General features: G+C 65.8%; 26 protein-coding genes. 18 read left to right on the top strand and 8 right to left on the bottom strand.

The window, feature by feature from the left end:
- Position 1 precedes the first annotated feature (1 nt).
- The 5 genes from fdhF (at position 2) to M2361_RS13280 (ending at position 7,101) form a co-directional block, all read left to right on the top strand.
- On the top strand, positions 2 to 2,878 hold the full coding sequence (gene fdhF / locus M2361_RS13260) for a formate dehydrogenase subunit alpha (protein ID WP_259249619.1): 2,877 nt from the start codon (positions 2 to 4) through the stop codon (positions 2,876 to 2,878).
- Positions 2,879 to 2,899: 21 nt separating this feature from the next.
- The gene (fdhD, locus tag M2361_RS13265; RefSeq protein ID WP_259249621.1) at positions 2,900 to 3,727 is read left to right on the top strand and encodes a formate dehydrogenase accessory sulfurtransferase FdhD; all 828 of its coding nucleotides are present in this window, start codon (positions 2,900 to 2,902) and stop codon (positions 3,725 to 3,727) included.
- 90 nt (positions 3,728 to 3,817) lie between these two features.
- Positions 3,818 to 4,075, top strand: coding sequence for a formate dehydrogenase subunit delta (locus tag M2361_RS13270; RefSeq protein ID WP_100854786.1), 258 nt, complete (start codon positions 3,818 to 3,820; stop codon positions 4,073 to 4,075).
- A gap of 62 nt (positions 4,076 to 4,137) precedes the next feature.
- Positions 4,138 to 5,805 (top strand): OFA family MFS transporter, encoded by a 1,668-nt coding sequence (locus tag M2361_RS13275; protein WP_259249623.1) that lies wholly within the window; start codon positions 4,138 to 4,140, stop codon positions 5,803 to 5,805.
- A 174-nt stretch (positions 5,806 to 5,979) separates the two neighbouring features.
- Entirely contained in the window at positions 5,980 to 7,101 is a 1,122-nt protein-coding gene (locus M2361_RS13280; protein WP_259249625.1) for a class I SAM-dependent methyltransferase, read from the top strand.
- 51 nt (positions 7,102 to 7,152) lie between these two features.
- Here the strand turns inward: M2361_RS13280 and M2361_RS13285 are convergent, their stop codons facing one another.
- Genes M2361_RS13285 through M2361_RS13295 form a run of 3 tightly spaced genes read right to left on the bottom strand, consistent with a single transcriptional unit; the run spans position 7,153 to position 9,001 of the window.
- A complete protein-coding gene (locus M2361_RS13285; protein WP_259249626.1) occupies positions 7,153 to 7,845 on the bottom strand; it encodes a DUF1345 domain-containing protein in 693 nt (230 codons plus the stop codon).
- A 59-nt stretch (positions 7,846 to 7,904) separates the two neighbouring features.
- Positions 7,905 to 8,429 (bottom strand): chromate transporter, encoded by a 525-nt coding sequence (locus tag M2361_RS13290; protein ID WP_259249630.1) that lies wholly within the window; start codon positions 8,427 to 8,429, stop codon positions 7,905 to 7,907.
- Positions 8,426 to 9,001, bottom strand: a complete 576-nt coding sequence (locus M2361_RS13295; RefSeq protein ID WP_100854781.1) for a chromate transporter — start codon at positions 8,999 to 9,001, stop codon at positions 8,426 to 8,428. Before M2361_RS13295 ends, M2361_RS13290 begins: the two co-directional genes overlap by 4 nt.
- Positions 9,002 to 9,140: 139 nt before the next feature.
- Here M2361_RS13295 and M2361_RS13300 point away from each other — a divergent pair, with 139 nt between their 5' ends.
- The 4 genes from M2361_RS13300 (at position 9,141) to M2361_RS13315 (ending at position 11,888) form a co-directional block, all read left to right on the top strand.
- Positions 9,141 to 10,085 carry a LysR substrate-binding domain-containing protein gene (locus M2361_RS13300; protein WP_259249632.1) on the top strand — a complete coding sequence of 315 codons (945 nt, stop codon included), beginning with the start codon at positions 9,141 to 9,143 and terminating at the stop codon, positions 10,083 to 10,085.
- Positions 10,075 to 10,878, top strand: coding sequence for a glutamate racemase (gene murI, locus M2361_RS13305; protein WP_259249634.1), 804 nt, complete (start codon positions 10,075 to 10,077; stop codon positions 10,876 to 10,878). Before M2361_RS13300 ends, murI begins: the two co-directional genes overlap by 11 nt.
- 138 nt (positions 10,879 to 11,016) lie before the next feature.
- Positions 11,017 to 11,442: a universal stress protein gene (locus tag M2361_RS13310; protein WP_100854778.1), complete on the top strand. Its 426-nt coding sequence runs from the start codon at positions 11,017 to 11,019 to the stop codon at positions 11,440 to 11,442.
- A gap of 17 nt (positions 11,443 to 11,459) precedes the next feature.
- A complete protein-coding gene (locus M2361_RS13315) occupies positions 11,460 to 11,888 on the top strand; it encodes a universal stress protein (RefSeq protein ID WP_259249636.1) in 429 nt (142 codons plus the stop codon).
- A 4-nt stretch (positions 11,889 to 11,892) separates the two neighbouring features.
- On the opposite strand, the gene M2361_RS13320 is transcribed toward M2361_RS13315, so the two are convergent.
- Genes M2361_RS13320 through M2361_RS13330 form a run of 3 tightly spaced genes read right to left on the bottom strand, consistent with a single transcriptional unit; the run spans position 11,893 to position 14,305 of the window.
- Positions 11,893 to 13,284, bottom strand: coding sequence for a sensor histidine kinase (locus M2361_RS13320; protein WP_259249639.1), 1,392 nt, complete (start codon positions 13,282 to 13,284; stop codon positions 11,893 to 11,895).
- Positions 13,281 to 13,943, bottom strand: a complete 663-nt coding sequence (locus M2361_RS13325; protein ID WP_100854775.1) for a response regulator transcription factor — start codon at positions 13,941 to 13,943, stop codon at positions 13,281 to 13,283. The genes M2361_RS13320 and M2361_RS13325 overlap by 4 nt, the downstream gene beginning before the upstream one ends.
- Positions 13,943 to 14,305, bottom strand: a complete 363-nt coding sequence (locus M2361_RS13330; protein WP_404976364.1) for a PepSY domain-containing protein — start codon at positions 14,303 to 14,305, stop codon at positions 13,943 to 13,945. The genes M2361_RS13325 and M2361_RS13330 overlap by 1 nt, the downstream gene beginning before the upstream one ends.
- Positions 14,306 to 14,508: 203 nt before the next feature.
- Here M2361_RS13330 and M2361_RS13335 point away from each other — a divergent pair, with 203 nt between their 5' ends.
- The 7 genes from M2361_RS13335 (at position 14,509) to M2361_RS13365 (ending at position 21,515) form a co-directional block, all read left to right on the top strand.
- On the top strand, positions 14,509 to 14,823 hold the full coding sequence (locus M2361_RS13335) for a PepSY domain-containing protein (protein ID WP_259249641.1): 315 nt from the start codon (positions 14,509 to 14,511) through the stop codon (positions 14,821 to 14,823).
- A gap of 67 nt (positions 14,824 to 14,890) precedes the next feature.
- On the top strand, positions 14,891 to 16,222 hold the full coding sequence (locus M2361_RS13340; RefSeq protein ID WP_259249643.1) for a sorbosone dehydrogenase family protein: 1,332 nt from the start codon (positions 14,891 to 14,893) through the stop codon (positions 16,220 to 16,222).
- 147 nt (positions 16,223 to 16,369) lie between these two features.
- Positions 16,370 to 16,822 (top strand): azurin, encoded by a 453-nt coding sequence (gene azu, locus M2361_RS13345; protein ID WP_259249644.1) that lies wholly within the window; start codon positions 16,370 to 16,372, stop codon positions 16,820 to 16,822.
- A gap of 184 nt (positions 16,823 to 17,006) precedes the next feature.
- A complete protein-coding gene (locus tag M2361_RS13350) occupies positions 17,007 to 17,711 on the top strand; it encodes an SDR family oxidoreductase (RefSeq protein ID WP_100854772.1) in 705 nt (234 codons plus the stop codon).
- Between the two features lie 100 nt (positions 17,712 to 17,811).
- Entirely contained in the window at positions 17,812 to 19,326 is a 1,515-nt protein-coding gene (locus M2361_RS13355) for a DUF1800 family protein (protein ID WP_259249646.1), read from the top strand.
- On the top strand, positions 19,323 to 20,693 hold the full coding sequence (locus tag M2361_RS13360) for a DUF1501 domain-containing protein (RefSeq protein ID WP_259249647.1): 1,371 nt from the start codon (positions 19,323 to 19,325) through the stop codon (positions 20,691 to 20,693). Before M2361_RS13355 ends, M2361_RS13360 begins: the two co-directional genes overlap by 4 nt.
- 291 nt (positions 20,694 to 20,984) lie before the next feature.
- Positions 20,985 to 21,515: an REP-associated tyrosine transposase gene (locus tag M2361_RS13365; protein WP_259249649.1), complete on the top strand. Its 531-nt coding sequence runs from the start codon at positions 20,985 to 20,987 to the stop codon at positions 21,513 to 21,515.
- Positions 21,516 to 21,734: 219 nt separating this feature from the next.
- Here M2361_RS13365 and M2361_RS13370 read toward each other — a convergent pair whose 3' ends face one another.
- Positions 21,735 to 22,703, bottom strand: coding sequence for a tripartite tricarboxylate transporter substrate binding protein (locus M2361_RS13370; protein ID WP_259249651.1), 969 nt, complete (start codon positions 22,701 to 22,703; stop codon positions 21,735 to 21,737).
- A 103-nt stretch (positions 22,704 to 22,806) separates the two neighbouring features.
- On the bottom strand, positions 22,807 to 23,922 hold the full coding sequence (locus M2361_RS13375; protein ID WP_259249653.1) for a 4-oxalomesaconate tautomerase: 1,116 nt from the start codon (positions 23,920 to 23,922) through the stop codon (positions 22,807 to 22,809).
- Positions 23,923 to 23,983: 61 nt separating this feature from the next.
- Here M2361_RS13375 and M2361_RS13380 point away from each other — a divergent pair, with 61 nt between their 5' ends.
- Both M2361_RS13380 and M2361_RS13385 read left to right on the top strand, forming a co-directional pair.
- Positions 23,984 to 24,925, top strand: a complete 942-nt coding sequence (locus M2361_RS13380; protein ID WP_259249656.1) for a LysR family transcriptional regulator — start codon at positions 23,984 to 23,986, stop codon at positions 24,923 to 24,925.
- A 4-nt stretch (positions 24,926 to 24,929) separates the two neighbouring features.
- Complete coding sequence (locus M2361_RS13385; RefSeq protein ID WP_259249657.1) at positions 24,930 to 25,406, top strand: GNAT family N-acetyltransferase; 477 nt, start codon at positions 24,930 to 24,932, stop codon at positions 25,404 to 25,406.
- Positions 25,407 to 25,463: the final 57 nt, after the last annotated feature.

Below are 25,463 nucleotides of genomic sequence, written 5' to 3' on the forward strand. Positions count from 1 at the left end.
CATGCTGGAAACCGTTATCAAGCGCGAACGCGACCTGGGCACACCGGCCCGCGTGTCCGAGAACACCGTCACCCTGACCATCGACGGCCAGGAAATCCGCGTGCCCGAAGGCACGTCCCTGATGCGCGCGGCCGCCGAGGCCGGCATCAACATCCCCAAGCTGTGCGCCACCGACAGCCTGGAACCGTTTGGATCCTGCCGCCTGTGCCTGGTGCAGATCGAAGGCCGGCGTGGCTATCCCGCGTCGTGCACCACGCCGGCGGAAAACGGCATGGTGGTCTTTACCGAAACACCCAAGCTGCACGAACTGCGTCGCGGCGTGATGGAGCTGTACATCTCGGACCACCCGCTGGACTGCCTGACCTGCCCCGCCAACGGCGACTGCGAATTGCAGGACATGGCCGGCGTGGTGGGCCTGCGCAATGTGCGCTACGGCTACAACGGCGCCAACCACCTGGACGCCAAGGTCGACGACTCCAACCCCTACTTCAGCTACGACGCGTCCAAGTGCATCGTCTGCAACCGCTGCGTGCGCGCCTGCGAAGAAACGCAGGGCACCTTCGCGTTGACGATATCCGGCAAGGGCTTTGAGTCGCGCGTGTCGCCCGGGCAGGACCAGCCCTTCCTGGACAGCGAATGCGTGTCCTGCGGCGCCTGCGTGCAGGCCTGCCCCACATCCACCCTGCAAGAAAAGACCGTCATCATGATGGGGCAGGCCGAGCACTCGGTGGTCACCACCTGCGCCTATTGCGGCGTGGGCTGTGGCTTCAAGGCCGAGATGAAGGGCCAGGAAGTGGTGCGCATGGTGCCGTGGAAAGACGGCCAGGCCAATCGCGGCCATTCCTGTGTGAAGGGCCGCTTTGCATGGGGCTACGCGACGCACAAGGAACGTGTGCTGAAACCCATGATCCGCAAGCACATCACCGATTCCTGGAAGGAAGTGTCCTGGGACGAGGCCATCAACTACGCGGCCTCTGAATTCCGCCGCATCCAAAGCGAGTACGGCCGCGACGCCGTGGGCGGCATTACCTCGTCGCGCTGCACCAACGAAGAAACCTGGCTGGTGCAAAAGCTGGTGCGCGCGGCCTTCGGCACCAACAACGTCGACACCTGCGCGCGCGTCTGCCATTCGCCTACCGGCTACGGCCTGAAGCAGACCTTGGGCGAATCCGCCGGCACGCAAACGTTCGACTCCGTCATGCACACCGACGTGGTGATCGTGATGGGCGCCAACCCCAGCAGCGGCCACCCGGTGTTTGCCTCGCGCCTGAAGCGTCGGCTGCGCGAAGGCGCGCGCCTGATCGTGATCGACCCGCGCCGCATCGAACTGGTCAGTTCCCCGCACATCAAGGCCGACTTCCATCTGCAAGTGCGGCCGGGCACCAACACCGCGCTGCTGTCGTCGCTGGCCCACGTGATCGCCACCGAAGGCCTGATCGATGACGCCTTCGTGGCCGAGCGCTGCGAAACCAAGGCCTTCAACGAATGGCGCGACTTCGTGTCCTTGCCCGAGAACTCGCCGGAAGCCATGGCCGAGATCACGGGCGTGCCGGCGCAAGACGTGCGCGGCGCGGCGCGCCTCTTCGCCACCGGCGGCAACGGGTCCATCTATTACGGCCTGGGCGTGACCGAGCACAGCCAGGGGTCCACCACCGTGATGGCGATTGCCAACCTGGCCATGGCCACCGGCAACGTCGGCCGCGAGGGCGTGGGCGTGAACCCGCTGCGCGGCCAGAACAACGTGCAGGGCTCGTGCGACATGGGCTCGTTCCCGCATGAGCTGCCCGGCTACCGCCACATTTCCGACAACACGGTGCGCGCGCAATTCGAAAAGGATTGGGGCGTAACCTTGCAGCCTGAACCCGGCCTGCGCATACCGAACATGTTCGAAGCAGCGCTGGGCGGATCCTTCAAGGGTCTGTACTGCCAGGGCGAGGACATCGTGCAGTCCGACCCCAACACGCAGCACGTGGCGGCCTCGCTGGCGGCCATGGAGTGCATCGTGGTGCAGGACCTGTTCCTGAACGAAACCGCGAAGTACGCGCACGTGTTCCTGCCGGGGTCGTCGTTCCTGGAAAAGGACGGCACCTTCACCAACGCCGAACGCCGCATCTCGCGCGTGCGCAAGGTGATGGAGCCCAAGAACGGCAAGTCAGACTGGGAAGTGACCGTGGCGCTGTCCAACGCGCTGGGCTATCCCATGAACTACACGCACCCGCGCCAGATCATGGAAGAAATCGCGCGGCTGACGCCGACATTCGCGGGCGTCAGCTACGACAAGCTGGACAAGCTGGGCAGCCTGCAATGGCCGTGCAACGACGACGCGCCGGAAGGCACGCCCATCATGCACATCGATACCTTTGTGCGCGGCAAGGGCAAGTTCATGATCACCAAGTACGTGCCGACCGATGAACGCAGCACGCGCCGTTTCCCGCTGCTGCTGACCACCGGCCGCATTCTGTCGCAATACAACGTGGGGGCGCAGACGCGGCGCACGCCCAACGTCATGTGGCATGGCGAAGACGTGCTGGAACTGCATCCGCAAGACGCCGAGGACCGGGGTGTAGCGGAAGGCGATTGGGTGGGCATTCAAAGCCGCGCGGGCGAGACCGTGCTGCGCGCCACACTGACCGACCGGGTGCAACCGGGCGTGGTATACACCACGTTTCACTTTCCCGAGTCCGGCGCCAACGTCGTCACGACGGATGCCTCCGACTGGGCGACCAACTGCCCCGAATACAAGGTCACGGCCGTGCAGGTCACGCGCGTGTCCCAGCCTTCGGAATGGCAGCGCCAGTGGTCGCGCTTTGCCGACATCCAGCAAAAGCTGCTGCGCGAGCGATCGCGCGAAAACGAAGCGGCGCTGACCGGGAAATAACGCCCTACAGCCCTGGATGCCATGACCGCCCCCACGCCCCCGTCCTCTCGCCCCGACTGCACGCCGACCCAGGTTACGCGCGTGCGGGCCGGGGCCATCGCCCCGGCCACCGAGTCTGACTTCGTTGCCGAGGAAACGCCGGTGGCGTTGGAGTTCAACGGCATCAGCCACGCCACCATGCTGGCCACCCCCGCCGACCTGGAAGACTTTGCGGTGGGCTTTTCGTTGTCGGAAGGCATCATCGACAGCGTCAGCGATGTGCGCGGCATTGATGTGCTGCCGCAGTGCGACGGCATCGTGGTGCAGGTGGAAATATCCAGCGCCTGCGAAGTGCGCCTGAAAACGCGACGGCGCGCCATGGCAGGCCGCACCGGCTGCGGCCTGTGCGGCGTGGAGACGCTGCCCGAAGTGCTGCGCCCGGTGGCGCCGGTGACGAACGGGACGTCCGTGCGCATCCAGGCCGTGCTGAACGCCATGCGCGACATGCGCGCGCGCCAGGCGCTGCACGACATCACGGGCGCCACGCACGCGGCGGGCTGGGCGGGCGCCGATGGCGTGGTGGCGCTGGTGCGCGAAGACGTGGGCCGCCACAACGCGCTGGACAAGCTGATTGGCGCGCTGGCGCGCCAGGCCATGCATGCCGGCAACGGCATCGTGCTGGTGTCCAGCCGCGCCAGTTTTGAAATGGTGCAGAAGACGGCGGCGGCCGGCGTGGCCGTGCTGGCGGCGGTGTCCGCCCCCACGGCGTTGGCCATCCGCCTGGCGCACGACGCCAACGTCAGCCTGGTGGGTTTCATGCGCGGCGACGATGCCACGCTGTATTCCCACGCCGAACGAATCATCCCCTGAATCGGGCCTTGAACCGAACCATGAGCCGGACCATGAACCGGACCTTGAACCGGTCTCAGAATCGGACCCTGAATTGGACTTAGACACGTAATGGAAATCGGCAACCTGATCCGCATGGCCAACCGCATCGGCCAGTTCTTTGATGCCATGCCGGACCGCCACGAAGCGCTGGAAGGCGTGGCCAACCATATCCACAAGTTCTGGGAACCACGCATGCGCAACGAGCTGCTCGGCTTCCTGGCGGCCACCCCCGACGGCGATGCCGGCGACGAACAATTGCATCCGCTGGTGCTGGAGGCGGTCACGCAGAACCGCCAGCGCCTGACGCCCGCGCCCCGCGTGGGCTAGCGGGCAAGCAAAACAAAAAAACAAACAAAGCGGCAATAAAGCCGCACCCCAGAGGAGACTGTATGGAAAGCACCGCCACCTTGGACTTGCCCGGCGCCAAGCCGGGTTTTTTTGACAAAGAACGCACCATCGCCGGGCCGGGTTTCTCGCGCTGGCTGGTGCCGCCGGCCGCCTTGGCCATCCATTTGTGCATCGGCATGGCCTACGGCTTTTCGGTCTTCTGGTTGCCGCTGTCCAAGGTGGTGGGCGGCGCCCAGCCGCTGGCCTGCCCGGCCGACATGAGCCTGGCCGCCGAACTGTTCACCACCAGTTGCGACTGGCGCATTTCCACCATGGGCTGGATGTACACGCTGTTCTTCGTGCTGCTGGGCTGCTCGGCGGCGCTGTGGGGCGGCTGGCTGGAACGCGCCGGCCCGCGCAAGGCAGGCGTAGTGTCAGCGGTGTGCTGGTGCGGCGGGCTGGTCATTTCGGCCATCGGCGTGTACCTGCATCAGATGTGGATGCTGTGGCTGGGGTCCGGCGTCATTGGCGGCATCGGGCTGGGGCTGGGGTATATCTCGCCCGTCAGCACGCTGATCAAATGGTTTCCCGACCGCCGCGGCATGGCTACCGGCATGGCGATCATGGGTTTTGGCGGCGGCGCGATGATCGGCGCGCCGCTGGCCGACATGCTGATGCGCCACTTCGCCACGCCCACCTCGGCCGGCGTCTGGCAGACCTTCCTGACCATGGCGCTGGTGTACTTCGTGTTCATGATGTCGGGCGCGCTGGGTTACCGCGTGCCGCCCACCGGCTGGAAGCCGCAAGGCTGGACCGCACCGGCCAAGCATGCCAACAACGCGATGATCACCAAGGGCCACGTCCACGTGAAGCGCGTCTGGGGCGTGCCGCAGTTCTGGCTGGTGTGGCTGGTGCTGTGCCTGAACGTCACGGCCGGCATCGGCATTCTGGGCATGGCCTCGCCCTTGCTGCAGGAAGTGTTTGGCGGCGGGCTGATCAACAAGCCGGAACTGGGCTTTGGCCAACTGGACAAGGAACAATTGGCCGCCATTGCAGCCATTGCGGCCGGCTTCACCGGCCTGCTCAGCCTGTTCAATATCGGCGGGCGTTTCTTCTGGGCCAGCCTGTCGGACAAGCTGGGCCGCAAGATGACCTATCTGATCTTCTTCGTGCTGGGCTTCGTGCTGTACGCCGCCATTCCCTGGACGGCGCACATCGGCGCGCTGGCCCTGTTCGTGGCCGCGTTCTGCGTGATCCTGTCCATGTACGGCGGCGGTTTCGCCACGGTGCCCGCCTACCTGGCGGACCTGTTCGGCACGCAGATGGTGGGCGCCATCCACGGCCGCCTGCTGACCGCGTGGTCGGCGGCCGGTATCTTCGGCCCGGTGCTGGTGAACTACATCCGTGAATACCAGTTGTCGATCGGCGTGCCGCGCGCGCAGGTGTACGACATCACCATGTACATCCTGGCGGGCATGCTGGTGCTGGGCTTCCTGTGCAATCTGGCGATCCGCCCGGTCAACCCCAAGTACTTCATGACGGACGAAGAACTGGCCCAGGAAAAGGCGCTGGCGCACGAGCGCGCCGCAGCCGCCGAAACCCACGGCGTGGGCGCGTCCACCTTCCGCACGCCCATGGCGCTGGTGCTGTTCGCCTGGGCCTGCGTGGGCATTCCGCTGGCCTGGGGCATCTGGATCACGTTGCAGAAGGCGGTGGTGTTGTTCCACTGAGCCCGCCTGAGACCGGGTCTGCTCCCGGCCTGACCCCGATCTGACCGCACGGCGCGTGGCGCGCCGTGCTCCGCCCCAGGGCGCGAAGCTGCTACATTGGCAGCCCGCGCCCTATCTTTTTTTATTGGTCCCCATGATTCTTACCCATTCCCCCGTCTTTGCCGGAGCGACACATTGAGCGCCCCCGAATTGCACTGGGAAGAAAACGACATCTCCCACACCGCCCGCTGGCGCTCAGAAACCGGCGCAACGCCGCCCAAGCGCGTGGTGGTGGTGGACGACAAGCTGACCGCCGACATGGCCTATCGCCAAGCCTGCGAAGGCGTGGGCCTGCTGTGGCGCGGAGACTTCCAGAACGCCCGCCAGTTGCTGCTGGCCATGACCCGGCGCGTGGACAAGCGTCCGCGCAAGCCCGTCGAGACCATGCTGGAAGCCTTCAACCAGCACCGCCAGATCCAATCCCAACGCGCCCGCATCCTGGGCATGCTGCTGATTCCGTTTGACGCCGGCCACGGCATTTCGCTGCGCCGCGCGCCGGATGCGCGCCAGGCCTGCGAAGAAGCCCACGGCCCGGCCGACGAACCCTATGTGGCGTCGCTGCGCGAACTGCTGGGCCTGATCGGCGCCTTTGAATGGCGCAAGAAAGGCGTGGAGATTCCCGCGCTGAACAACCGCATCCACCCGCACTACGGCGTGTTTTCGCCGCTGCGTGGCGAATATGTCGACCTGGTGGCGAACACGCCGATGCCGCGCGGCAGCGTGGCGTTTGATGTCGGCACCGGCACCGGCGTGCTGGCCGCCGTGATTGCGCGCCGAGGCGGCAAGCGTGTCATCGCCACCGACCTGGACCCGCGCGCGCTGGCTTGCGCCCGCGAAAACCTGGAACGGCTGGGCCTGTCCAAGCAGGTTGATGTGGTCGAGGCAGATCTGTTCCCCGAAGGCCGCGTGTCGCTGGTCGTCTGCAACCCGCCGTGGCTGCCGGCGCGCCCCAGCTCGCCGCTGGAACAAGCCGTGTACGACCCCGACAGCCGCATGCTACGCGGCTTTCTCAACGGTTTGACGGCGCACCTGACGCCCAATGGCGAGGGCTGGCTGATCTTGTCGGACCTGGCCGAGCACCTGGGCCTGCGCACCCGCGAACAGTTGCTGGAAATGATCGACGCCGCCGGCCTGCGCGTCATCGAACGCATCGACACCCGGCCCACCCACAGCCGCGCCAAAGACCCCAGCGACCCGCTCTATGCAGCGCGTTCGAAGGAAGTCACGTCCTTGTGGAGATTGGGCGCCGCCGCCTGATCGCCAGCGGTGACCCATGCCTTCCAGGTGTGTGGGGCCTTGCCCCACACACTACGCTTTACCCGCCGCCACGTTCACGCTGATCGCGATGATGAACACATTGAAGAAAAACGCGATGACGCTGTGCATCAGCGCCATTCGGCGTACGCGGCGGTTGACGATCTGTACGTCGGACACCTGGAACGTCATCCCCAGCACCAGCGCGAAATACGCAAAGTCCCAGTAGTCGGGTTCCTGCGTACCGGGAAAATCCAGCCCCTTGTGCGCCCCCGTGCGATGGCCGTAATAGCCATGCGCATAGTGCAGCGCAAAGATCATGTTCATGTAGAGCCATGCCAGCACGATGGTCGCGCCGGCCGCCAGCACCGCCAACGCGCCGCCCGGGCTGTTTTCGCCATGCAGCTCGACCCACAGCGCCATCAGCACCATGCAGGACAGCGCCACGCTGCTCCACAACACGCCGACGCGGCCGACGTCCTGCTGCTTGGCGCGCACGTGCAGGGACGCCGGGCTGGCCTGGCCGAATACCCGCGCCGTCAGCACCAGGAACACCAGCGCGGCCGCATCAAAACCCAGCAGCAGCGCCAGGCCGGCGGAACGGCTCCAGACGTAGGACGCGGCGCCCACCGCCAGGAATAACAGGCCACACAGCACCAGGCGCCGATGCGCGTGAAAGAAAGGCAAGCGGTCGACGGCCGTTGCGGCGTCGTCGGGCTGCGGTTCGTCCGGAATCGGCTTGGTCATGAAGGCTCCGAGTGCGGGTGGCCACGTGCGAAGGTCCCGCGTGCGACAAGAGCCCAACGCTAACCGATCGCCAGCAAACCCACCAGCGCGCCGCCGAACAAGAGCCATAAGGGATGGATGCGCGTCGTGCTGCCCAGCACGGCCACCACCGCCGTGATTGCGCCCAGCAGCCAGCTATGCACCGAGGCCTCGGTGATCAGCGCAGCACTGGCGGCCACCAGGCCCACCGTCATCGGGAAGATGCCCGCCTGGATCACGCCGCGCCACGGGCGGTCCTTGAAGCGTTCCCACAAGCCCAGCGCCAGGATGGTGATGAGCGACGACGGGCCGAACTTGGCAATGGTGGTCACCAGCATGCCCCACCACCCGGCCACGTGCCAGCCCACCAGCGTCACCACCATCAGGTTGGGGCCGGGCGCGGCCTGGCCCAGCGCGAACAACGCGGAAAAATCAGCGGCCGTCATCCCGCCATGCACGTCCACGACCTGGCGCTGCATCTCGGGCAGGATGGTGTTGCCACCGCCGAACGCCAGCACGGAAAGCTGGGAAAAGATCAGGGCCAGCGCAATCAGGGTATGGATCATCGACGTTGCCTCCAGACCAGCAGGATGCTCAACGGCGTCAGCACCGCCATGGTGGGCAAGAGCGGAATGCGCAGCACGGCAATGGCCACGAAGCACAGCGTGGCCACCACGCCCGCCAGCCAGTCGCGCCGCTTGATGACCGGCACGCCGATCTTGACCGCCATCGATATCAGCAGCCCCGCCGCCGCGGCCGCCAAGCCCGCGAACAGGTGCTGGATATGCGGGTCGTGTTGAAAGCGGTCGTACACCATGCCCAACAGAATGACGATGGCCGACGGCGCCAGGATCAGCCCCATCAAGGCCGCGAAAGCGCCCCGCGGCCCGCGAAATTTCATCCCCAGCGCGACAGACAGGTTGATGATGTTGCCGCCCGGCAGGAACTGGCACAGGCCCAGCAGGTCGGTAAACTCAGCGCCGCTGAGCCAGCCGTGCTTTTCAACGACCATGCGGCGCGCCAGGGGTAGCGCCCCGCCAAAAGCGGTCAGGCCCAGCATGAGAAAACCGGTGAACAACTGCCCACAGGTGGGTGGCGGCCGGTTGGCGGCCTCAAGGGTGGAGGGTGCTGCATTCATGGGACGAAGAGCCGGTGCATAGCCGGCGAGCAAGGGCTGGCGCATTGCAGCGCACAGCAGAAATAACAAGGCGGGAGCCTACTCTTGGCCCCGGATAATGTCTAATATATGACCCCATCGACACTCATATTCACTGCATATGGCATCAGTTGATCTCCGCCTGCTGCGCTACTTCCTGGCCGTTGCCGAAGAGGCCCACCTGACCAAGGCCGCGGCGCGGCTGGGCATCCGCCAACCTCCCCTTAGCCAGCAGATTCGCGTGCTGGAACAAGAGCTGGGCGTGACCTTATTCAACCGGCTGCCGCGCGGCATGGAACTTACCGAAAGCGGCCGCGCGTTGTTGGAAGATGCCCGCAACATCCTGGCACTGGTGGATCAGGCCGTGGACGGAGTGCGCCGCGTCTCGCAAGGCGAAGCCGGCCGGCTGACGGTGGGGTTTACGGGGTCGGCCGCGTTCCATCCCTTCGTGCCCTCGGTCATCCGCCGTTTTCGCGAAAGCGCGCCCAACGTGCGGCTGGTGCTGGAAGAAAGCAGCACGGGCGAACTGCGCGACGCGGTCAGCGAAGGCCGCGTGGACGTGGCCTTCATTCGTGGCACGGTCCTGACCACGCCGGGCGTGTCCGAAGAAACCGTGCTGGAAGAAACCATGCTGGCCGCCTTTCCCGCGGACCATCCCTTCGTCAAGGGTCGCGACCGGCGGCAGATTGCGCTGGCGGAACTGGCCGAGGAATCGCTGATTCTGTACCGCCGCCATAGCGGCCCCGGCCTGTATGACGCCATCATCACGGCGTGCAGCGCGTCGGGCTTCAGCCCGCGCGTGGTGCAGGAAGCGCCGCGCATGTTGTCCACGCTGAGCCTAGTGGCGGCGGGCCTGGGCGTATCGCTGGTGCCGGCGTCCTTGCGGCGGGTCAACATCGAAGGTGTGGTGTACGTGAACGTGACGGGCCCCGTGGCGTTGCGCGCCGGCTTGAACCTGATCTGGCGCGACGCGCCGCTGTCGGGCGCCACGCGCAAACTGATCGACGAAGTGCGCCGCCATCGCGCCGAGGGCCTGGACGAGGGGCATTCCCATCATGTCCAGTGATTCCTTGATCGGCGTGTACGACTCCGGCGTGGGCGGCCTGAGCGTGCTGCGCGCCATCCGCGAGGCGCTGCCCCAGGAACAATTGCTGTACGTGGCCGATTCGGCGCATGTGCCGTATGGCGACAAGACGCAGGCGTTCGTCCTGGAGCGTGCCTACGCCTTGGCGGATTACTTCGTCTCGCGCCAGGCCAAGGCCATGGTCGTCGCTTGCAACACGGCAACCGCCGCCGCCATCGCGCCGCTGCGCCAGCGCCATCCCGACCTGATCATCATCGGCGTGGAACCGGCCATCAAACCCGCCGCGCACCTGACGCACAGCGGCGTGGTGGGCGTGTTCGCCACCACCGGCACCTTGGCCAGCCCCAAATTCGCCACCCTGGTCCAACGCGAAGCGCCCGAGGTGCGTATCCTGTTGCACCCCTGCCCGGAATGGGTGCGGCTGGTGGAGCAAGGCACGTTGTCCGGGCCTGAAGTCGACGCGGCCGTGAGTGGGCCGGTGGCCGCCTTGCGCGCGGCGGGGGCCGACGTGCTGGTGCTGGGCTGCACCCATTTTCCCTTTCTGCGCGATGCGATCCAGGAAGCAGCAGGACCCGACGTGCCCTTGCTGGAAACGGGCGCCCCCGTGGCGCGCTGGCTCAAGCATCAACTGCACCAGCATGGCCTGTTGCGCACCGAGGGCGTGGGCTTGCTGCGGCTGGAAACCACCGGCCATGTGCCCACCTTGGCGGCCTTGGCCAGCCGGCTGCTGGCGCCGGGCCTGGACATTGGGGAAACGCCCGAACGCTGGCGTTAGGCGCGAGATTGTGAACGGGGGTTGATCAAGCGCATCTTTCGATCGGCAAAATGGGCGAAACGGGCAGATCGCGGGAAAACAATTCGAATACAGTAGAACGACCCGCCTACCCAGGCTCGCATAACAAAGGAGACGCGCATGAAACGCATCCTGATCCCCGTTGACGGTTCGCAGCCCTCGCTGCATGCCGTGCAAGCCCTGCTGGCGGCGCGCGCATATGACCCGGTCGAACGGGTGGCGCTGTTGACGGTGCAGATTCCGCTGCAATCCGGCAAGATCGGTCGAGGCCTGTCTCAGGCCGATATCGATGCCTACTACCAGGACGAGGGCGCCGCCGCGCTGCAAGCCGCCAGCGACCTGCTGTCCAAAGCCGGCGTGCCCTTCGATGTGCGCGTGGAGATCGGCGAAGCGGCCGAAACCATCGTCCGCGTGGCCGGTGAATCCAACGCCGATGAAATCTACATGGGGTCGCGCGGGCTGGGCTCGGTGTCGTCGCTGTTCATGGGGTCTATCGCCACCCGCGTCCTGCACCTGACGGACCTGCCCGTCACGCTGGTCAAGTAACGCATCAAGGAGCAACCATGCTGAACATACTTGTCCCCGTCGACGGCTCAGACAATGCCAACCGCGCCGCGCTGTACGCCCGCGAACTGGCCCAGGGCGCGTCCGCCGCGCACGTCCATCTGCTTAACATTCAAACGCCCACGCACGGGCGCGTCGGCCTGTCGCGCTTAATCACGCAAGACATGATCGATGAGTTCTACCTTCGGCAAGGCCAGGAGGCCACGCGGGAAGCCCGCAAACTGCTGGACGTGACCGGCACCGACTACACCACCCACACCGCATTCGGCCACGCCGCCACCGAAATCGCCGGCTACGCGCGCGACCACGGCTGCGCGCGCATCGTCATGGGCACGCGCGGCAATGGCACGCTGACCAACATCCTGATCGGCTCGGTCGCCAACCAGGTGCTGCAACTGACGGATGTGCCGGTGACCTTGGTGAAGTAAAAGCTCAGGCCGTGGGCAGCCGCAGGGTGACGCGCAGCCCGCCCAGCGGTGAACGCCCGGCGTGCACCTCGCCGCCATAGGTGCCGGCAAGGTCTCGCACGATGTCCAGGCCCAGGCCGGAACCCGGCAGTTGCTCGTCCATGCGCACGCCGCGCAGAAAGATCCGTTCGCGCGCATGGTCGTCGATGCCCGGGCCGTCGTCGTCGACATGCATAAGCAAATGCCCCGCGTTGGGCATTTCGCCCGTCACCCGCACCTGGCTGCGCGCCCATTTGCAGGCGTTGTCCAGCACATTGCCCAGCATTTCCTGCAAGTCCTGCGGGTCGCCCCGAAACACCATCGCGTCGGACAAACCCTGCATCTCGATGTGCAGGCCGCGTTCGGCATACAAGCGCTGCATGACGCGCACCAGCCCTTCTGTCGCCTCGCGCAGCGGCGCGCGCCCATCGGCGGCGCCCGATGACGCCGCGGCGCGGGCGCGTGCCAGGTGGTGGTCGATCTGGCGGTTCGCCATGGCAACCTGTTCGTTCACCAAGGCGGCCGGTACGCTGGCCTCGCGCGACGCGGCATTGGCCAGGATGGTCAGCGGCGTCTTGACCGCATGCGCCAAATTGCCGGCCTGCGTGCGCGCGCGCTGCACGATCTCGGCGTTCATCGCCAACACCTGGTTGAAGTCGTCCACCAGGGGCTGGATTTCGCTGGGGTAGCGGCCGTCGATGCGGGTGCTGCCGGCGTTCTGCCTGGCCAACTGTTGCCGCAAGCGCGCCAAGGGCCGCAGGCCGACCACCACCTGGACCACCGCCGCCACCGTCAACCCGGCAGCCAGCGCGCCCAGCGCCATGATCAGCATGCCGTTGAAGCGGCCGATGGGCTCGGCCAGCACGCGGCGGTCGGCGGCCACCACCAGGCGCAGCGGCGCGGCGTCTTCCTCGGCGGGTTTCAAGGTGCGCGCCAACGCGGTCAGCTCGCGTCCTGCCGGGCCTGTCGTGTCATAGGTTTGGTCGCCGGACTCGGTGGCGTGTAGCGCCGACGGTGCCGGCGCGGGCAAGGTCTGGTCCCACAAAGAGCGCGAGCGCGCCACGCCGATGGCGGCCGGACGCGCGCCATCGGCCAGCCTGTCCACCTGCCAATACAGGCCCGACAAGGGCTGCTCCAGCCGGGGGTCGCTCAGCGGCGGGGATACCACGGGGCGTCCATCCGCGCCCACGTTGACGGCGGCGGTCAGTTGATTCAAATGCAGGGCAAGCTCGGCCTGGAATTGCTGCGTGACGTGCTGGCGGAACAGGCTGGCCAAGCCCCAGCCGGCCAGCGCCACCGACCCCACAATCCAGGCCAGGGTGCCCGCCAGCAAGCGCAAGCGCAGCGAGCCCAGCATGCCGGCGCGCGCCGGCGTCATCCGCGCGCCGCCAGCCGGTAGCCCAGCCCGCGCACCGTTTCGATGGTGTCGGGCGGCAGCTTCTTGCGCAGCCTGCCGATGAAGACCTCGATGGTGTTGGAGTCGCGGTCGAAGTCCTGCGCGTAGATGTGGTCGATCAATTCCGTGCGCGACACGACCTCGCCCGCGCGTTGCATCAACACGGACAGCACCTTGAATTCGTGGCTGGTCAACGACAGCGCCTGGCCGTCGACGGTGGCCTTGGCCTGGCGCGTGTCCAGCATCAGCGGGCCGCAACGCCATTGCGCGCTGGCATGCGCCGTACTGCGGCGCAACAGCGCGCGCACGCGGGCCAGCAGCTCTTCCATGTGAAAGGGCTTGGTCAGGTAGTCATCCGCTCCGGCGTCGATGCCCGCCACCTTTTCATGCCAGTTGTCGCGCGCCGTCAGGATCAGCACCGGCATGTTGCGCTGCGCGGCGCGCCACTGCTTCAGCACGGTCAGGCCGTCCATGACGGGCAGGCCCAGGTCCAGCACCACGGCGTCGAACGCTTCGACGTCGCCCAGGAAACGCGCGGATTCCCCGTCGCCGGCCTTGTCCACCGTGTAACCCGCCGCGTGCAGGGCATCGGCCAATTGGGCGGCCAGCGTAGGCTCGTCTTCTACTACCAGGATGCGCATCAGTCCTTGCCCTTGAATTTGATGTCGCGCCCCTTCACGGCCAGCAAGGTGCCGTCGCGCGCGTCGATCTTCAGTTTCAGGATGCCGCCGCCGCTTTGCAGCACGCGGATCTCGTAGATGAATTCGTCATCGTCCTCTTCGAATTCCACCTTGACCACCTGGCCGGGGAACTCGCGTTCAACGATATCCAGCACCGCGCCCAGCGGCAGCACCTTGCCGGCTTCCAGCGCCTGGCGCGCGCGTTCGTGGTCATTGTCGTCGGCCAGGCCGCTGACCGGACCCGCCATCAGCGCCAAGGCCAGCACGCAGCCCGACAACAGGATGCCGCCACGTTTACGCCGAAAGAATGGGGGTTGCCGCAATGCAGGGCCTTTGAAAAATAGGGGGAATCGACCGCCATTTATACCGCGCCACCGATGAACCGCACATGAACAAAGGCTTCAGAAAAGGTTCATGCGACGACCCCAATAATGGCCACAGGGTCAACGAAACGACCTGATTTTCTCACTACGCTTTTTCAGTTCCCTTTTTCCCCTACCCTTTCCATTACTAGGAGCTACCCATCATGACGCGCATTCAGAAAAGCTTGGCCGCATTGGCAATTGGCGCTTCCGCTCTGGTCGCCGGCACCGCCGTGCAGGCGCAGACCGCCACGCCGGCGCCCGCAGCGCCCGCCGCCACCGCCCCCGCCGCACCGATGCTGACCATCCGCCAGGTCTACGACAAGATGGAAGCCGCGGGCTACCGCAACATCTCCGAGATCGAGCGTTCCCGCAAACATGGCTACGAGGTCAAGGCCTACGACCCGCAAGGTCAGCGCGTGAAGCTCTACGTCGACCCGCAATCCGGCGCCGTCACGCGCAGCCGCTTCGACGACTGATCGGTCCGGCCGCGCGGCCCGCGCGGGTGAGTATGATGGGGCAGTCCAACCGCCTTGGAGTCGCCTCATGCCACCCCTGCGAATTGCGCGTGCCCTGGCGGCCGGCGTGGCGCTTGCCGCGCTTGGCGCCCTGGCCGCCTGCGGCGAAATGGCCACCCTGCCCGTAGAAGCAGGCATGGGTCCCGCGCCCACGCTGCCCGCCCCCAACACCACCCTGATCCCCACCGTCAACACCGCTCGCGCCGTCGGCTGGGCAGATGGCGCACAGCCCGTGGCCGCAACCGGCCTGGCCGTGAACGCCTACGCCAGCGGCCTGGACCATCCGCGCTGGCTTTATGTGCTGCCCAACGGCGACGTGCTGGTCGCCGAAACCAACGCCCCGCCCAAGCCCGAAGGCGCCGGTGGCGGCCTGAAGGCCTGGGCGGCGGGCATCGTCATGAAGCGCGCCGGCGCCAAGACGCCCAGCGCCAACCGCATCACGCTCTTGCGCGACGCCGACCATGACGGCGTGGCCGACACCCGCAGCGTCTTGCTGCAAGACCTGAATTCGCCATTCGGCATGGCCTTGATCGGCAATCAGCTGTATGTGGCCAACGCGGACGCCGTGCTGCGCTTTCCGTACGAAACAGGCCAGACCCAGATCACCGCCCCCGGCGTGCACGTGACCGACCTGCCCGCCGGCATCAACCACCACTGGACCAAGAACCTGATCGCCAACGCCGACGGCAGCAAGCTGTACGTGTCGGTGGGTTCCAACAGCAATGTGGCGGAAAACGGCATGGACATCGAAGCAGGCCGCGCCGCCATCTGGGAGATCGACGTGGCCAGCGGCAACAAGCGGCTCTATGCCACGGGCCTGCGCAACCCGGTCGGCATGGCCTGGGCGCCAGACGGCAAGACCTTGTGGACGGCGGTCAACGAACGCGACGAGCTGGGCAGCGACCTGGTGCCCGACTACATGACATCCGTTAAAGACGGCGGCTTCTACGGCTGGCCCTACAGCTATTTCGGGCAGCACGTGGACACCCGCGTCACGCCGCAACGCCCGGACCTGGTTGCGCGCGCCATCGTGCCCGACTACGCGTTGGGTCCGCACACGGCATCCCTGGGGCTGGCCTGGTCGGGCAAGACCCGGCTGCCGGCGCCGTTTACCGGCGGCATGTTCGTGGGCCAGCACGGATCATGGAACCGCGATCCGCGCAGTGGCTACAAGGTCATCTTCGTGCCGTTTTCCGACGGCGCGCCGAACGGCCCGGCACGCGATGTGCTGACGGGGTTTCTGACCGAACAAGGGCAAGCGCAGGGGCGGCCGGTAGGCGTGGCCATCGACAGCCAGGGTGATCTGCTGACGGCGGACGACGTGGGCAATGTGATCTGGCGCGTCAGCCCGCAGCCGTAATTCGCGCCGGCTTGCGTTGTATCAAATACGCCCTTGCGGGCGTTGGCATTCTGACCGGTAGCGGGGTGAGAATGTCATGAAACCGGTTTTGTGCGCGCGTCGCACAGGCCGGACATCCGCTTTTTGCGAAACGTTGGAGGCATGAATATGTTGTTCAAGAAATTGTGCGTGGCAGCAGTCCTGGCTGTCGCGTCGGCCCCGGTCCTGGCCGCCGAATGCTCGGTGGATATCGCCGGCAACGACCAGATGCAGTTCGACAAAAAGGAAATCACGGTCAGCAAAAGCTGCAAGCAGTTCACCGTGAACCTGACGCATCCGGGCAAGCTGGCCAAGAACGTCATGGGCCACAACTGGGTGCTGACCACCACGGCCGACATGCAAGGCGCCGTGAACGACGGCATGGCCGCCGGGCTGGACAAAGACTACGTGAAGCCGGGTGACGCCCGCGTCATCGCGCACACCAAGGTCATCGGCGGTGGCGAGAAAGATTCCATCACCTTCGACGTCAGCAAGCTGGCCGCCGGCACCGCCTACACCTACTTTTGCTCCTTCCCCGGCCACTTTGCGCTGATGAAAGGCAGCTTGAAGCTGGTCGACTAAGCAGCGCGGGCGCTGCGACTCACCGACCAAGCGGCGCGCAGGTGCCGCGCCTTACCGAATAGCCAGCGCGCAAGCGCTGCGCCGCACGGGCTCCGCCCTCCGGGAAATCCGGGGCCGGGGCCCGTTTCAATGAAGGGGTTCCCCCTACAATGGCCGCTCTTCGTACACCCCGACAGGAGCAGGCATGAGCACCGAAAAAGTAGCGATCGTGACGGCGGGCGGCAGTGGCATGGGCGCGGCCGCGGCGCGCAAACTGGCGGCTGACGGTTATCGGGTCGCCATTTTGTCATCGTCCGGCAAGGGCGAGGCCCTGGCGGGCGAACTGGGCGGCATCGGCGTCACCGGCTCGAACCGGTCGACCGACGACCTGGCCCGGCTGCTTGAAACCACCTTGGATAAATGGGGCCGCGTAGACGCCGTGGTCAATAGCGCCGGCCACGGACCCAAGGGCCCGCTGCTCTCCATCAGCGACGACGACTGGCATCTGGGCATGGAGTTCTATCTGTTGAACGTGGTGCGCATCACCCGCCTGGTCGCGCCCGTGATGAAGCAGCAGAAATCCGGCGCCATCGTCAATATCTCCACCTACGCCACCTTCGAACCCGAAGCGCTGTTTCCCACGTCGGGCGTGTTTCGCGCCGGCCTGGCCGCCTTCACCAAGGTGTTTTCGGATGAGTACGCCGAACACAATGTGCGGATGAACAACGTGTTGCCCGGCTTTATCGACAGCCTTCCCGAAAAAGAAGACCGCCGCACCCGCATCCCCATGGGCCGCTACGGCACCGCCGAGGAAGTGGCGGACCTGATCGCCTTCCTGGCGTCCGACGCGTCGTCCTACATCACCGGCCAGAACATCCGTATCGACGGCGGCATCACGCGCTCGATCTGAGCCTCATGCTTTGGGATTAATCCTCTCGTCCGTATGACGGTATTGAAGCGCGCGGCGCGGTTCAGTACCGTAGTCAATCGCATACGACGAGAGGCTTGCGATGACAGTTACCCCCGGCCAGGCCTCGCGCTTTCTGGCGCAGGCCACGTTCGGGCCCACCCCCGCCCTGATCGACGCCGTGGTGCGCGACGGCTATGCCGACTGGCTCGACGCCCAGTTGGTGATGCCGCCGTCCCAGACGCACTTCGATTGGCTGCTGCAACAGCGGAAAAACACCGAAGCGTTCAAGGGCAACGGCATCAACGCGCCGCTGGAGTCCACGCTGTGGCGCAAGTTCATCAGCGCGGAAGACCAGGTGCGCACGCGCATGGCCTTCGCCCTGTCCGAGATATTCGTGGTGGGGGTGCAGTCCATCACCGCATCGTGGCCGCTGTTCGGCGCGGCGGGCTTCATGGACCTGCTGGCCGAGCACGCGCTGGGCAGCTACCAGGCGCTGCTGACCGCCGTCACCAAGAACCTGTCGATGGGCTGCATGCTGACGTATCGCGGCAACCGCAAGGAAGACCCCAAGACCGGCCGCCATCCCGACGAGAACTACGCACGCGAGGTCATGCAGTTGTTCAGCATCGGGCTGCTGATGCTGGAGCCGGACGGCACCGTGAAGCTCGTGAACGGGGCGCCGGTGGAAACCTATACCAATGCGGATGTGCAGGGGCTGGCGCGTGTGTTTACGGGCTGGGACATCAACGGCCCGGAAACCAATGTGGAATTTCACCGGCGGCCCATGGCGTTGAACAACGCGCTGCATTCGATGAGCGAAAAGCGGTTCCTGGGCGCGGTGATACCGGCGGGCACCGACGGGCGTCTGTCGCTGCAAAAAGCCATGGACGTGATTTGCGCGCATCCCAACGTGGGGCCTTTCATCGGCATGCAACTGATTCAGCGGCTGGTCACCAGCAACCCCAGCCCGGCCTATGTGCGGCGCGTGTCGGCGGTGTTCGACGACGACGGCAGCGGCGCGCGCGGCAATCTGAAGGCGGTGCTGCGCGCCATCTTGCTGGACCCCGAGGCGCGTGCGCCTGACCTGAACGACCCCACCTGGGGCAAGGTGCGCGAGCCCATCCTGCGCTTCTCGGGCTGGGCGCGCGCCTTCGGCGCCACGTCCATCAATGGCGCGTGGGCCATGCCGGATACCACCGACAACACCATCCGGCTGGCGCAAAGCCCCATGCGGTCGGCAACGGTGTTCAACTTCTTCCGCCCTCGCTACTCGCCCCCCGTCACGGAACTGGCCAAGCGCCATCTGGTGGCGCCCGAGCTACAGATTACCGACGAGACGAGCATTGCGGGTTACTTGAATTTTCTGGCGATCTACGCCGATCGCGGGTGGGAAGATTTGCAGACCAGCTACGCGCCAGAGATCGCCTTGGCGAAGGACCCGCAGGCCTTGGTGGCGCGCGTCGTGCTGCTGCTGGCCGGCGACGCCTTCAGCGAGCGCACCGCCGAAGCCATCGCAGAGGCCGTCGCCACCGTGCCCGCCAATCGGCCGCGCGACCGCGTGCGAGCAGCCATCCTGCTGGTGGCCGCCAGCCCTGAATACCTGGTGCAGAAATGAAGCGATCCCACGACGCCGACCGCCGCGCCTTCCTGTTGCGCGCCTGCGCATTGGGCGCAACCGGCGCCGCCGCGCCGCTGGCCTTGAACCTGGCGGCCTTGGGCGCAGCGGCGGCGCAGTCCGCCCCGGCCTCGTACAAGGCGCTGGTCTGCGTGTTCCTGTATGGCGGCAACGACCCCTACAACACCGTCGTACCCTACGACACCGACGCCTATCGTGCCTATGCCGCCGCGCGTGGTGATATCGGCTTGAAACGCGATGCGCTGCAAGCCACGGTCTTGCGCGGCAAAGCGCCCGCGGCGGGTGGGGGGCAGTTTGCCTTGGCCCCCGCGCTGGCGCCGCTTGCGCCGCTGTACGAAAGCGGACAGTTGGCCGTGCTGCTCAATGTTGGGCCACTGGTCACGCCCACGTCCAAAGCGGAATATATCGGTGCGCGCGTACCGTTGCCGCCGAAACTGTTTTCACACAACGACCAGCAAGCGTACTGGCAGGCGCTGGCGCCCGAAGGCGCGTCGTCAGGCTGGGCGGGCCGGCTGACGGATCTGTTCGCCGGCGCCAACGCGCAGCGCACCTTCACGGGTATTACGGCAGGCGGCAGCACGGTGCTGCTGGCCGGGCGCAAGGTGGCGGGGTATCGGGTGGGCGTCAATGGGTCCACGTCGATTGATCTGTTGGGCCGGGATATGTATGGCTCCAGCGCCTGCACCGCCCTGCTGCGGCAGTTGATCACGCAACCGCGCGAACACTTGATGGAACGAGAAATGGCGCGCATCGCGGCGCAGTCCATCAGCGCCGATACGCAATTACGCGCAGCGCTGGCAGATGTGGCGGTGCCGGGGGATTTTTCGTCACCCTTGGCGCAGCAGTTGAAGATCGTGGCCCGCATCATCGGCGCCCGCCAGGCTTTGGGCGCAAGGCGGCAGGTGTTTTTTGTGTCGCAGAATGGGTACGACAATCACACGGGTTTGAACGATACGCACCCTGCCCTGCTGCGCGAGCTGGGGCAGGCAATGGGGGCGTTCCAGCAGGCGCTTTCGTCGATGGGCGTGGCGGATCAGGTCACCACCTTTACGGCATCGGAGTTCGGACGCACGTTGGGTTCAAACGGCAACGGCTCGGACCACGGCTGGGGTTCGCACCATTTCGTGATGGGCGGCGCGGTCAAGGGCGGCCGCTATTACGGCACGCATCCAGAGATTGCGCTGGACGGCCCGGGGTTTGTGGATAACGGGCGTTTATTGCCGACGCTGGCGGTGGACCAATTGGGCGCGGCGCTGGGCGGATGGTTTGGTGCCGGGAAGGAGGAATTGGGGATGGTGTTTCCGAATTTGAGGAATTTTGATGCGGGTGGGGTGGGGGTGATGTGATGACGGCTGCTTGATGGGTTGCGCGCGATCTACGCTTGGGTTCTTTTCCTGGGCATATCGCGCTTCACCCATCCTACGATCAACGGGTCATGCAGCCATCGTAGGATGGGTGAAGCGCGAGGATGGCCGGGGCAAGGAAAAGGTGGGGATCGCGCGCAACCCATCTGCCGCCATGGAACACCGCGCGCCATACGAACGCACGGCATCTGCGATGCGTGCCGAAATCAGCTCTCTATCGCGGCACGCGTTACGCCAATTTCTTATGCTTCCCTTTTCACTCCGGAGGCGGAAATGACTGCGTATCGGCGTTTGTATATCCCCGGTGGCACTTACTTCTTCACCGTTGCGGTACTGGCGCGGGAACATCACGATTTGATCCCTCACGCATCATGGCTGAAGGCTTGCATACGGGCCGAACAACAGACCGCGCCGTTCGCGGTGCTGGCGGCGGTGTTGCTGCCCGACCATCTGCACATGATCTGGCGGCTGCCCGATAACGATGCCGACTACTCTGGCCGCTGGCGTCGGATCAAGGCGCGGTTTTCCCGGGCTTTTCGCCCTTACCATGTCCGCCGCAGCGTCTACCGCAAAGGCGAACGTGGCATCTGGCAGCGGCGCTTTTGGGAACATGTCATCCGCGATGAGCGTGAGCTTTCCGCCTGCATCCACTACATCCACATGAATCCCATCAAGCACGGCCATGTCGCCACGCCAGACGCCTGGGAGCACACGACGTTTCACGCTTGGCAACAGCGGCAAATTGCCTGGCACAGCGCCTGCCGTCACACCCATCGCTCGCGACCTGCACCGGCGGCGTCCTAGCACGCCGCCCGCTCCACGGTTCGCGACCGACACCAGCCACGTAGCACGCCACCCGCCCCTCAACTCGCGACCGTCACCAGCCACGTAGCGCGCCACCCGACCCTCGACTCGCGACCGTCACCAACCGAGTAGCGCGCCACCCGCCCCGCAACTCGCGCCCGACACCAACCGCGTAGCACGCCACCCGCCCCTCAACTCGCGACCGACACCACCCACCCACTACCGCGCCGCCAACTTTTGCTTGTCCGCCAATTGCTTCCACCGCACGGCCTCGCTTTGCACGAACGCCCCCAGTTCAGCCGGTGTACTGCGGCGAACTTCCGCGCCTTGTTCAGCTATCTTCTTCGCGACAACCGGGTCCGACAAGGCCTGATTCAGCGCCTTGTTCAGCTTATCCACCACCGCCGGCTCGACCTTGGCCGGGGCGAAGATGGCGTACCACTGCGGCACGTCCACCCCAGCCACGCCCGCCTCGGCCAAGGTCGGCAGATCGGGCAGTGCCGCGATACGGCTTGACCCTGCTACCGCCACCGCCTGGATCGCGCCCGACTTCAGGTGCGGGTACACGCTGAACAAGCTGGGGAACATCACCTGCGTCACGCCGGCCAAGGTGTCGTTCAGCGCGGGCGCGGAACCTTTGTAGGGCACGTCCAGCATGGCGATCCCGGTGGCCTGGTTGAAGAGCTCACCCGCGATCGCCGGTGCGGTACCCGGCCCGGCGGAGGCGAAGTTCAGGCCATCGGGATGCTCATGCCCGTACTTCACCAGGCCGGCCACGTCCTTCACCGGTATGCGCTTGGACACAACCATGATGGTGGGTGAATCGGCCACCATGCCGATGGGCGTGAAGTCCTTGACCGGGTCGTAGTTCAGCTTCTGCATGGCGGGGTTGATGCCATGCGTGCCGATGTAGCCCAGCATCAGCGTGTAGCCGTCCGCCGGCTGGCGCGCGACGTAGTCGGACGCAATCGCGCCCTGCGCGCCGGGCTTGTTCACCACGATGACGGTCTGGCCCAGGAGTTCGCCAACCTTCTGGCCCACCACGCGCGCCAGCACGTCGTTGCCGCCGCCCGCGGCGGTAGGCACGACCAATGTGATTGCACGTTCAGGGTAATCAGCCTGCGCCACGGCGCTTGCGGCCAGCAGCATGGCGGCGGCGCACAGGGCTTTGATGGGATGATGCTTCATTGCTTGTCTCCAGATATAGCGATTGCCGTGTTGTGACAGCCTCTTTGCGGGCCGCTTCGGCGGTAGAAAAAGTTGAATTGATCGGCGTACTAAAACTAGCGTCTTATGCAACCGCGCGCATCGGCTCGGCGCCCGCCAACACATAATGGCCGGGCACGTACAGCAGCCCCTTCATGATCTTGCGCGCCGTCCGTACCAAGCCCGCGGCGCGTACCTCGCCGCTGGCCGTGTCCAGATCGACATCGATATCCATGCCCCCCGAAGGGTGCTCGATGCGCACGGTGCGATACCCCGCCACCACGGGCGGCCCACCGCAAGCATGCGCCACGGTGCCCGGCATCAGAAACGCGCTGGCCACCCCAACCGCACCCGTTGCCGCGTGAGCGCGATGGCAAGCACGAGGCGTGAAATAGCGTGAATGCAGCGCCAAGCCGCCCGCTTCATTGCAAGGCGCCACCAGCACCGGTTTGGGGATGACGCTCTGCGACACGTCACCCAGCCCCATGCGACGACCCGCTTCCAGCCGAATGCGCTCCATGCGTTCAAGCAAGCCGGCGTTGGCGTCCAGTTGCGCGGGCGTTTCGTCGCCGCGCAGGCCGAAATCCTGCGCTCGCATCAGCACCATCGGCATGGCCGCATCGATCAGCGTCACCGCCACCCCGTCGACATATTCCTGCCGCTGCCCGGTGGGAAACAGCTTGCCGGTGATGGCGCCCCAAGCCTCCAGGAAGTTCAACCGCACCGGTGCCGCCGTGCCCGGCACGCCATCGATGCGTGCATCGCCTTCATAGGTCAGGTGGCCGCCCGGCGTCTGCACCACAGCTTCGATCACCGCGCCGGTGTTGACGTTATGCACCCGCACCGATGTGACGCCATCGCGCGGCACGACCAAGCCTTCGTCAATGGCAAAGGGCGCGGCGCCCGACAGCATGTTGCCGCAGTTGGGCCGGGTGTCGACCATGGCGCGGTCCACCGACACCTGCGCAAACAGGTAATCGATATCGCAGTCCGGCCGGGTCGAGCGCGACACGATGGCCACTTTGCTGGTCAGCGTGTTGCCGCCGCCGATGCCGTCAACTTGTAGCGCATGGGGCGAACCCATGGCGGTCAACAGCAGGCGGTCGCGCTGCACCGGGTCGGCCGGCAGCCAGTCGCCCAGAAAAAAGGGGCCGCGCGACGTGCCGCCGCGCATCAGTACGCAAGGGATTACGGTTTCCATGGAAGCCATTCTGCGACTTGGCGGCTATTATTTGAATTGCAACTTACGGATGGATTAATGCATGGCACGCATCAATTTCGATTTACAGGAATTGCAGGCCTTCGTGGCGGTGGCCGAACGCGCCAGCTTTCGCGCGGCGGCCGACGACCTGCATTTATCGCAGCCCGCGCTCAGCCGGCGCATCGACAAGCTGGAAAGCATCCTGGGTGCGCGCCTGTTGGAACGCACCACGCGGCGCGTGGCCTTGACGCAGGTGGGGCGCGTATTCCTGGAGCGCGCGCGCAGCGCCATCGACGAACTGGAAAGCGCCGTGCTCAGCATCGGCGACCTGGCCGCGCAGCGCGGCGGGCTGGTGACGGTGGCCTGTGTGCCGTCCGTGGCCTATTACTTCCTGCCGTCCGTCATCCGCGACTACACCGAGCGCTTCCCGCGCATCCGCGTGCGCATCATCGACGAAACCGCCAACACGGTGCTCAACAGCGTGGTGACGGGTCGCGCTGATTTCGGCATCAGTTTTTTCGGCACGCAGGAACCGGACGTGGATTTCAAGGCGGTGCTGCGGGAAGACTTCGTTCTGGCGGTGCGGCGCGACCATCCGCTGGCCAGCCGCCGCAGCGTGTCCTGGGAAGCGCTGTCGCAGGAACGCTTCATGACGGTCGCGAAAGAAAGCGGCAACCGCCTGTTGATTGACGATGCGCTGGCAAAGAGCGGCAAGCGCACCGTCAGCGCGTTTGAGGTCAGCCACGTGATGACCTTGCTGGGTCTGGTGGAAGCGGGCCTGGGCGTGGCCGCCGTGCCGCAGTTGGCCATGCCGCTGGCGGGGCATGCCACGCTGACGAGCGTCAAGCTGGAACACCCGCGCGTCACGCGCACGCTGGGCTTGATCGCCCGGCGCGGCCGCCCCCTGGCGCCCGCCGCGCAACAGCTTTATAACTTGATCCATCAGGCCGGCAAGACGGCCAAACGCAAAACGCCCTCCGCAGAACCCCTTACGCAGCCGTAATTCCATGACGTATTCCCCTGCCCCGGAGCATTCCCTGGCGCTGCAACCCGCCACCGAAGAAGACCTGCCCTTTCTGCTGGCGCTGCGCAAAGCCACCATGCAGGAACATATGGAACGCGCCGGTGCGCCAGCGACTGACGAACATCATCTGGCCCGCATCCAGTACCACTTCGACGACGCGCAAATTGTCTGGGTGGATGGCCGCCCCGCCGGCCTGTTCAAGCATTACCGCGATACGGACGGGTGGCACATTGTGCAGATACAAATCGCGCCGGATTTCCAGGGCATGGGCCTGGGCCGCCGCCTGATCGAGCCCGTGCTGGACCGGGCGGACGCGGAAGGCGCGCCCGTCACCCTGAGCGTGCTGAAAGGCAACCCCGCCCAGCGGCTCTATGCAGCCCTGGGTTTCACCCCCGTCAAGGAGACCGACCTGGAGTTTGAAATGCGTTACGAACCCGGCGCTGGTCGGCCGGTCGGCTGAACGTTGCAGATTTTTTTGGGCTGACGGGAATAATCCCGCCATGGCCGACGTCTGTAG

Origin of the sequence: Achromobacter sp. JUb104 (genome assembly GCF_024806975.1) — a bacterium.
Taxonomy (GTDB): Bacteria; Pseudomonadota; Gammaproteobacteria; order Burkholderiales; family Burkholderiaceae_B; genus Achromobacter; species Achromobacter spanius.